This window comes from Actinosynnema sp. (assembly GCF_052038725.1).
The window spans coordinates 1-2,515 of sequence record NZ_JBQGCX010000604.1 but is presented as its reverse complement, the minus strand read 5'-3'; the positions used below and the strand labels follow the sequence as shown (position 1 = coordinate 2,515).

Sequence of the window (2,515 nt, the reverse complement as noted above, 5' to 3'; positions counted from 1 at the left end):
GAGCAAGACCGGCAGTCCGGCGCGCCTGACCGGCAGTTCGGCGCGCCTGACCGGCAGCCCGGCGAGCAAGACCGGCAGTCGGGTGGGCAGGAGCAGGCTGGCCAGCAGCAAGAGCGGAAGGGGGGTGAGTCGCAGGGGGTTGGGTCGCCGGGAAGTGCGCCTTCCGGAGCGGGGGATTCCGCTGCTGGGGCGTCCGCTGCCGGGACGTCCAGTGACGGGGTGTCCAGCGGCGAGGTGCCCAGTGGCGTGGCTGTGGGCGGGAGTGGTGAGAAGCGGGTTGGGCGGCCTGCTCACGCCGCTGCCGAGTCCCGGACCGCTGATGACGTTGAAGCCGGGATCATCGCGCTGTGGCACACCTACGGGCAGTCGCGTGAGCAGGGGCTGCGGGATCGGTTGGTGCTGCACTACGCGCCGCTGGTCAAGTACGTCGCCGGGCGGGTCGGGACCGGGTTGCCCGCGCACGTCGACGTCGCCGATCTGATCCAGTCCGGGATCTTCGGGCTGGTCGACGCCATAGAGAAGTTCGAGCCCGAGCGCGGCTTGAAGTTCGAGACCTACGCCATGCAGCGCATTCGTGGCGCGATCCTGGACGACCTCAGATCGCAGGACTGGGTTCCCCGTTCTGTTCGCAGCAGGGCTCGGGACGTCGAGCGGGCGCTCGAGCGGCTCGGTGGGCGGTTGCAGCGGACGCCCACCGATCGGGAGCTGGCCGCTGAGCTGAAGATCGGGCTCGGGGAGCTGCGGGAGCTGTACGCGCAGTTCCAGCTGACCAGCGTCGTCGCGCTGGACGAGCTGATCGCCGCAGGTCGGGCCGCCGGGAGCGCGGGGTCCTCGCTGGCGGAGTCGTTGCCCGACGAAGGCGCCGAGGACCCGGTCGCCTCGCTGGTCGACCAGGACAGCCGCAGGCAGCTCGCCGACGCCATCGCGCAGCTGGCCGAGCGGGACCGGGTCGTGGTCACGCTGTACTACTTCGAGAACCTCACGCTGGCCGAGATCGGCAAGGTCCTCGGGGTCACCGAGTCCCGTGTCTGCCAGCTGCACACCAGGGCCGTTCTCCGGCTCCGCACCAAGATCAACGAGCAGCTCGAAACCTGATCCAGCGCCACGAGCTCCAAGCCTGGCCCAGCGCTACCTGACCCAGTTCCACCAGATCCAGCGCCACGAGCTCCGACCCTGGCTCCGCGTCGCGGTGGGGACCGGCGTCGGTGGTGGTGTTGATGCTGGCAGCGGGTGTGGGAGCCGGGTGTGGGTGTCCGGCCTGGAAGTCGGGCCTGGAAGTCGGGTTCGAGGGTGGAGTCGAGTTCGGAGCCGGGGCAGGGATCGACCTGCCGAACCCGGTTCCGCGTCCGCACCTGTGGTGTGTTCACGTCGGTATTCGCGGTTGTGCCACCGCGGTTGCACTAGCGCTTGTCGCGCGTCACCTCCTGGCCTTTGTCGGCTTCTTCAGCCGTGTCTGCGGTGTGGGTCTGGTGAGTGGTCACTTGTGAACTTGGTGCCTGAATGTCCCGATCCTCGACCGATTTGGTGACCCGTGGCGGGGAATTGGTGTCTGGGTGTTCCGATAGGGGTGGAAACCGGGGCTGGAATGTGGGGTGTCTTGGAATACGCGGCTCTGTTGTTGCGGGAGTCCGTAGTCAGTTCGGTTGGGCTTGCGGGCTGGTTGCAACGGGCGCGCGTGCGGAATGCGGTGGGTGGGTGTGCGGGTGGCAAAAGGGTCGGGTCGCGGGAAAACGACATTTGATCTTGGCGGGGTGGGTGACGGGGAGTGAGCGGAGGGAGGACGGGCGCGGGAGGGGTGGGACGGGAGCAGGCGGGGGTGTGGTGGGCGGAGGAGGGACAGGGGGTTCGCGTAGGCACGGGAGGGGGCGTTGGTGGGGCGGAAGGCCGCCCAGTGGAGGCAGGCCGGGGTTGGGCAGCCGGGGTGGGCGGGGAGCAGGGTGCCCAAAGGGGTTCCTGCGGTGACGCGGTCGCCTTTGCGGACGGTGGGGGCGACCGGTTCGTAGGTGGTTCTGGTGCCGTCCTCGTGGTGGATGGAGATCACCGGGCGGGTGGCCACCTGGGCGGCGTGGATCACGGTGCCCTTGGCGGATGCCATGACCTTCGCGCCTGGAGGGGCGGAGAGGTCGACGCCCCTGTGGCCGCTGGCGTACGGGGTCGCGGGCGGGTGGAACGGGCGGACCACCTGGGGGATGGGGGACAAGGGCCAGATGTGGCGTTCGCGCTTGGGGGATGACGTGGGCTGTAGTGGTCCCGGCGGCGTCAGCCCTGGCGGCAGCAGCCCCGTTGGTGGCAACGGCGGCAGGGGGCCCGTTGTCGGCGGCATCGGTGATGGGGCAGGCAGCGGGCCCGTTGTTGGCGACATCGGTGATGAGGCAGGCGGCAGCCGTGCAGGCGGCCGGGCCAGTGGCAACGCCAACGGCAACGCGGGCGGCGGCCCTGCCGGTGGCGACACGGCTGGCGATGGCGCGGGCGGTGACAACGCCGGTGGCAGTGCGAGTTGCGGCAGCGGGGGTGG

General features: G+C 70.1%; 2 protein-coding genes and 1 pseudogene. 2 read left to right on the top strand and 1 reads right to left on the bottom strand.

Features of this window, described 5'->3' with window-relative positions; genetic code table 11:
- Positions 1-252: 252 nt before the first annotated feature.
- Complete coding sequence (locus ACTUAL_RS12720; protein ID WP_232520216.1) at positions 253-1,095, top strand: FliA/WhiG family RNA polymerase sigma factor; 843 nt, start codon at positions 253-255, stop codon at positions 1,093-1,095.
- A 382-nt stretch (positions 1,096-1,477) separates the two neighbouring features.
- Here the strand turns inward: ACTUAL_RS12720 and ACTUAL_RS12715 are convergent, their stop codons facing one another.
- Entirely contained in the window at positions 1,478-2,095 is a 618-nt protein-coding gene (locus ACTUAL_RS12715; RefSeq protein WP_440900381.1) for a peptidoglycan DD-metalloendopeptidase family protein, read from the bottom strand.
- On the opposite strand from ACTUAL_RS12715, the pseudogene ACTUAL_RS12710 reads away from it, so the two are divergent.
- Positions 2,013-2,515 (top strand): annotated as a pseudogene (locus ACTUAL_RS12710) (hypothetical protein); the annotation flags it as partial. The gene ACTUAL_RS12715 and the pseudogene ACTUAL_RS12710 sit on opposite strands and share 83 nt — an antisense overlap.

What these genes read in the sequence shown, in the direction of transcription:
- ACTUAL_RS12715 (WP_440900381.1), bottom strand. Translation starts at nt 2,095, where the DNA reads ATGGCATCCGCCAAGGGCACCGTGATCCACGCCGCCCAGGTGGCCACC.